The following is a 4,353-nucleotide window of genomic DNA, read 5'->3' on the forward strand; positions in this document are numbered from 1 at the left end:
GCCTCGCACCTGCTGCCCGGGTGAACGCGCTCACCACCCGACGCGGGCGACCACCGGTAACCCCCCACGCCCACGCGCGTGGACCTCTCCCCACCTCAGTTCGGCAGGCCCCGCAGGTACTCGGCGAACCCCTCCAGGCCGTCGACGTTGCGGGGGCCGCTGATGCCCTCGTTGTAGTCCAGGACGTAGAAGCGGTCGTTGACCACGGCGGGCAGCTTCGCGGTGGTGGGCGAGGACTTGAGGAAGTCGATCTTCTCCTGGGCCGGCTTGTCGCCGTAGTCGAGGATCACCACCACCTCCGGCTCCCGCTCGACGACCTGCTCCCAGCCGACCTTGGTCCAGCGCGCGTCGAGGTCGGCGAAGATGTTGCGCCCGCCCGCGAAGGCGATGATGTCGTTGGGCGGCACCTGGCTGCCCGCGGTGAAGGGCTGGTCGGTGCCGGAGTCGTAGAGGAAGACCGGCACCGGCTCGCCCCGCGGCGCCCGCGACCTCACCGCCTCGACCCTGGCCTTGAGCCCGTTGACGACCTCGGTGGCGCGGTCCTCGACCCGGAAGATCCTCCCCAGCCGCTCCAGGTCGGTGTAGAGCGCCTCGAAGGGGGTCTTGCGCTCGGGGAAGTTCGGGTAGTTGAAGCAGGACTCGGTGTGCATGAAGCTCTGCACGCCCAGGCCGTCGAGGATCTCCGGCGTGATGCCGCGCTGGTCGCTGAACCCGGAGTTCCAGCCGGCCACGACGAAGTCGGCCTTGGCCTCGACGACGAGTTCGCGGTTGAGCAGGTCGTCGCTGAGGAACTCGACCTCCGCGTACTCGGCGGCCCACGGCGACTCGGTGACCGGCGGGTTGGCGGGCGGCATGACGTAGCCGTGCACGTGCTCGGTCAGCCCGAGGGCGAACAGCTTGTCGGCGCTGCCGCCCTCGTAGGCCACGGCCCGCTGCGGCACCCGGTACTCCACCTGCTCGCCGCAGCGGTTGACGACCGCGGTGGCCGCCTGCTCCCCGGTGTCGGTGACCTTCGCGCCGCAGCCGGACAACAACAGCGCCGCCGCGATCGCCGTGACCGCGGGTCGCCGGCCGGAGGTGGGTGTTCTCATGGTGCGCTTCCCTCTTCTGCGTGGTTCGCCAGCGAGTACAGGATCTGGGGCACCCCGTCCAGCGGGTGCTCGACGACCGAAGCGCGCACGCCGAACACGTCGCGCAGCACCTGTTCGGTCAGCACCTCGGCCGGGGTGCCCGAGGCGACCAGCGCGCCGTCGGAGAGTACGCACAGCCGGTCGCAGGCCGCCGCCGCGAGGTTGAGGTCGTGCAGGACCACCAGCACGGTCAGCCCCGAGTCGCGCAGCAGGCGCAGCAGGTCGACCTGGTGGCGCAGGTCGAGGTGGTTGGTGGGCTCGTCGAGCACCAGCACCTCGGGCTCCTGTGCCAGCGCGCGGGCGATGAGCACGCGCTGACGCTCACCGCCCGACAACGAGAGCACGCTGCGCCGCGCCAGGTGGTCCACCCCGACCTGGCGCATGGCGCGTTCGCACAGCGCGACCTCCCGGGCGCTCAGCGGCGCGTTGCCCTTCAGGTGCGGCGCACGACCCAGCGCGACGACCTCCGCCACGGTGAAGTCCAGGTCGCCCGAGCTGTTCTGGGTCAGCGCCGCCACCAGGCGCGCGCTCTCGCGCGATGACATCGCTCCGAGGTCCGCACCGCCCACCCGCACCACGCCGGAGCGCGGGCGCAGCGCCCGGTAGACGCAGCGCAGCACGGTGGACTTGCCCGAGCCGTTGGGGCCGACCAGCCCGACCACCGAACCGCCGTCGACGCGCAGCGAGACCTGCTCCACGATCGCCCGCCCGGCCAGCTCCACCGACAACCGGTCCACGTCCAGGTCCACGGTCACCGTCCCCCGAACAGGTAGCCGCGGCGGCGCATCAGCGTGACGAACACGGGGACGCCGACCAGCGCGGTGATCACCCCGAGGGGGAGTTCGCGCGGCGCCACCACCACCCTGGAGGCCAGGTCGACCCACACCATGAACACCGCGCCGAACAGCGGCGCGATCACCAGCACCCGGGCGTGGCCCGCGCCGACCACGATGCGCACCAGGTGCGGCACGACCAGGCCGACGAACCCGATCGCACCGCTGGTGGCCACCATCGCCCCGGTGGCCAGCGCGGTGATCACGAACAGCCCCTTGCGCAGCCGGTCGGCGTCCACCCCCAGGCTCGCGGCGCCCTCGTCGCCGAAGGACAGCACGTCCAGCCCGCGGGCGGTCCGGTGCAGCGCCACCACGACCAGCACCACCACCGCGGTCACCACCGGCAGCGAACCCCAGGTCGCCGCGCCGAAGCTGCCCATCGTCCAGTACAGGACCGTGCTGGTCGCCTCGCTGTCGGGGGCGAAGTAGACGATGACGCTCATCAGCGCCTCGAAGCCGAACGCCAGCGCCACACCGGTCAGCACCAGCCGCAGCGGGGTGACCCCGGTCGCGGAGCGCGCCGCGAGGTACACCAACCCGGACGCGACGAGCGAGCCGAGGAAGGCCCCCACCGACACCGCGTAGATGCCGAACCCCGCCAGCGCGCCGAACACGGTGACCGACACCGCGCCGACCGACGCGCCGGAGGACACCCCGAGGATGAACGGGTCGGCCAGGGCGTTGCGCACCATGGCCTGCACCGCGACGCCGACGGCGCTCAACCCCGCCCCGACCACGGCCGCCAGCACGACGCGGGGCGCGCGCACCTGCCAGATGATCTGGTACTGCGTCACCTCGTCGGCGGAGATGGCGCCCCCGGTCAACGCCGCCCACAGGAAACGCGCGGTGTCGCCGAAGGGGATCACCGCCGAACCCAGGCTGATCGCGACCAACACGGAGACCAGCAGCGCCACCACCAGGACCACGCCGCCGACGGCGGTCGTCGGGCGGCCCGGGACGTTCCCCCACCTCCGGACCGCTTCGCCGCCGGGAACCGGCGCGGGTGGAGCCGCCTTCCCCCCGACGACTTTGGCATTGATTTTCATTACCGGCAATGTAACACGACCGGGTGACCCGTTCGTCTCGGCGAAGATCACGTCCTCCCGACGTGGACCCCCTGCTTCACAACTCCTCCATCTCGTCGTGCCACTCGGCGAAGGGGTCGACGAACCCCAACTCGTCGGCCGGCGCCAGTTCTTCGTCGGTCACCAGCTCGTGGTGCAGGCGCATCGGGTGGAAGGGGCGGCGTTCGGCGAAGTGCACGACGGACACGCCGTGGGCGGGCTCCAGCGGGGGCTGCCCGTGCAGCAGGGTCCCGAAGCCGTCGTCGCCCTGGGCATGGGCCGCTCACTCGTGCTGATGGCGGCCGCCGCCGTGGTCGTCGGCGCCGGGCAGGACGCCTGCCGGCCCCTCGGCGAGGACCCGCTCCACCACCGACTTCCTCGACGGCGTCCGCGAAACCCGCGAGCACGCCTGGTTCCTCGCCGGCCTCGACGCGCTGACCGCGGTCATCACCACCGGCTGCTCCGCCACCGGTCCGACCTGGCGGGAGTTCCTCACCGCCCGGATCCGGGGCACTACCGCGGCGGACGTCCTCCACCTCGACACGGTGCTCGGCAGTCGCTCGCACGGACCTGCCCCGGATCTCACCCCGACTTGCGCATCACTCGTCCAGGGGCCGCGACCGGTCCTCCGACGGGTGCGCGGTGGTGTCGCCGGCGATCACCCGCCACCGGGCGAGCTGTCGTCGGACCCGGAGGGTGTCCGGGTGGTCGGCGCCGAACGCCCGGGTGGCGTCGACGACCAGTCCTTCGAGGGTCCGCACGGTCGCGACGGCGTCACCGGCCCTGACGTGGGCGACCATGGCGCGGGCGCGGACCTGCCAGAGGTCGGGGTGCTCCGGGCCGAAGACGCGCAGGCACGCGGCCAGCAACTCGTCGGCGGCGGTCGCCAACGGATCGCCGGGGCCTTTCCGCAGGAGGGCCAGGCTCACGCAGGCCAGCCAGGCGTTGGGGTGGTCCTGGCCGAGCACCCTCAACATGTCGTCGATCAACCGCTCGTGCTCGGCGATGGCGTCCGCCGCCTGCCCCGCCAAGGCGCGCACACCGCTGAGGTTGAGGCGCGTGTGCAGCGTGTCGGGGTGGTCGGGGCCGAGCACCCGCAGCCGGTCGTCCAGCAGTGACCCGAACGCGGCGGCGGAGCCGGCGAGGTACCCCGCCATCCCGGTGAAATGGGCGAGCTCGCCGCGGGTGGTCAGCGTCAACGGGTGGTCCGGGCCGAGCAGGCGGACCCGGTCGGCCAGCAGTGGCCTGAACTCGGCGAGCGCGCCCGCCGGGTCACCGGCCGTGCCCCGCCACCGCGCCAGTTCGTGGCGGGTGCTGAGGGTGTCG

Annotated in this window: 6 protein-coding genes; all 6 read right to left on the minus strand. The window is 72.6% G+C overall.

Features of this window, described 5'->3' with window-relative positions; all coding sequences use genetic code 11:
* Positions 1-95 precede the first annotated feature (95 nt).
* On the minus strand, positions 96-1,091 hold the full coding sequence (locus ACFV4N_RS26025; RefSeq protein ID WP_499675218.1) for an ABC transporter substrate-binding protein: 996 nt from the start codon (positions 1,089-1,091) through the stop codon (positions 96-98).
* Positions 1,088-1,879 carry an ABC transporter ATP-binding protein gene (locus tag ACFV4N_RS26030; RefSeq protein WP_499675219.1) on the minus strand — a complete coding sequence of 264 codons (792 nt, stop codon included), beginning with the start codon at positions 1,877-1,879 and terminating at the stop codon, positions 1,088-1,090. The genes ACFV4N_RS26025 and ACFV4N_RS26030 overlap by 4 nt, the downstream gene beginning before the upstream one ends.
* 2 nt (positions 1,880-1,881) lie before the next feature.
* Positions 1,882-2,889: a FecCD family ABC transporter permease gene (locus ACFV4N_RS26035; protein WP_499675220.1), complete on the minus strand. Its 1,008-nt coding sequence runs from the start codon at positions 2,887-2,889 to the stop codon at positions 1,882-1,884.
* 196 nt (positions 2,890-3,085) lie between these two features.
* A complete protein-coding gene (locus ACFV4N_RS26040) occupies positions 3,086-3,235 on the minus strand; it encodes a hypothetical protein (RefSeq protein ID WP_499675221.1) in 150 nt (49 codons plus the stop codon).
* Positions 3,236-3,310: 75 nt separating this feature from the next.
* On the minus strand, positions 3,311-3,523 hold the full coding sequence (locus ACFV4N_RS26045; protein WP_499675222.1) for a hypothetical protein: 213 nt from the start codon (positions 3,521-3,523) through the stop codon (positions 3,311-3,313).
* Positions 3,524-3,626: 103 nt separating this feature from the next.
* A partial coding sequence (locus ACFV4N_RS26050) for a tetratricopeptide repeat protein (protein ID WP_499675223.1) occupies positions 3,627-4,353 on the minus strand: 727 nt, incomplete at its 5' end.

This window comes from Actinosynnema sp. NPDC059797, from assembly GCF_042732085.1.
In the GTDB taxonomy this organism is placed as follows: domain Bacteria; phylum Actinomycetota; class Actinomycetes; order Mycobacteriales; family Pseudonocardiaceae; genus Actinosynnema.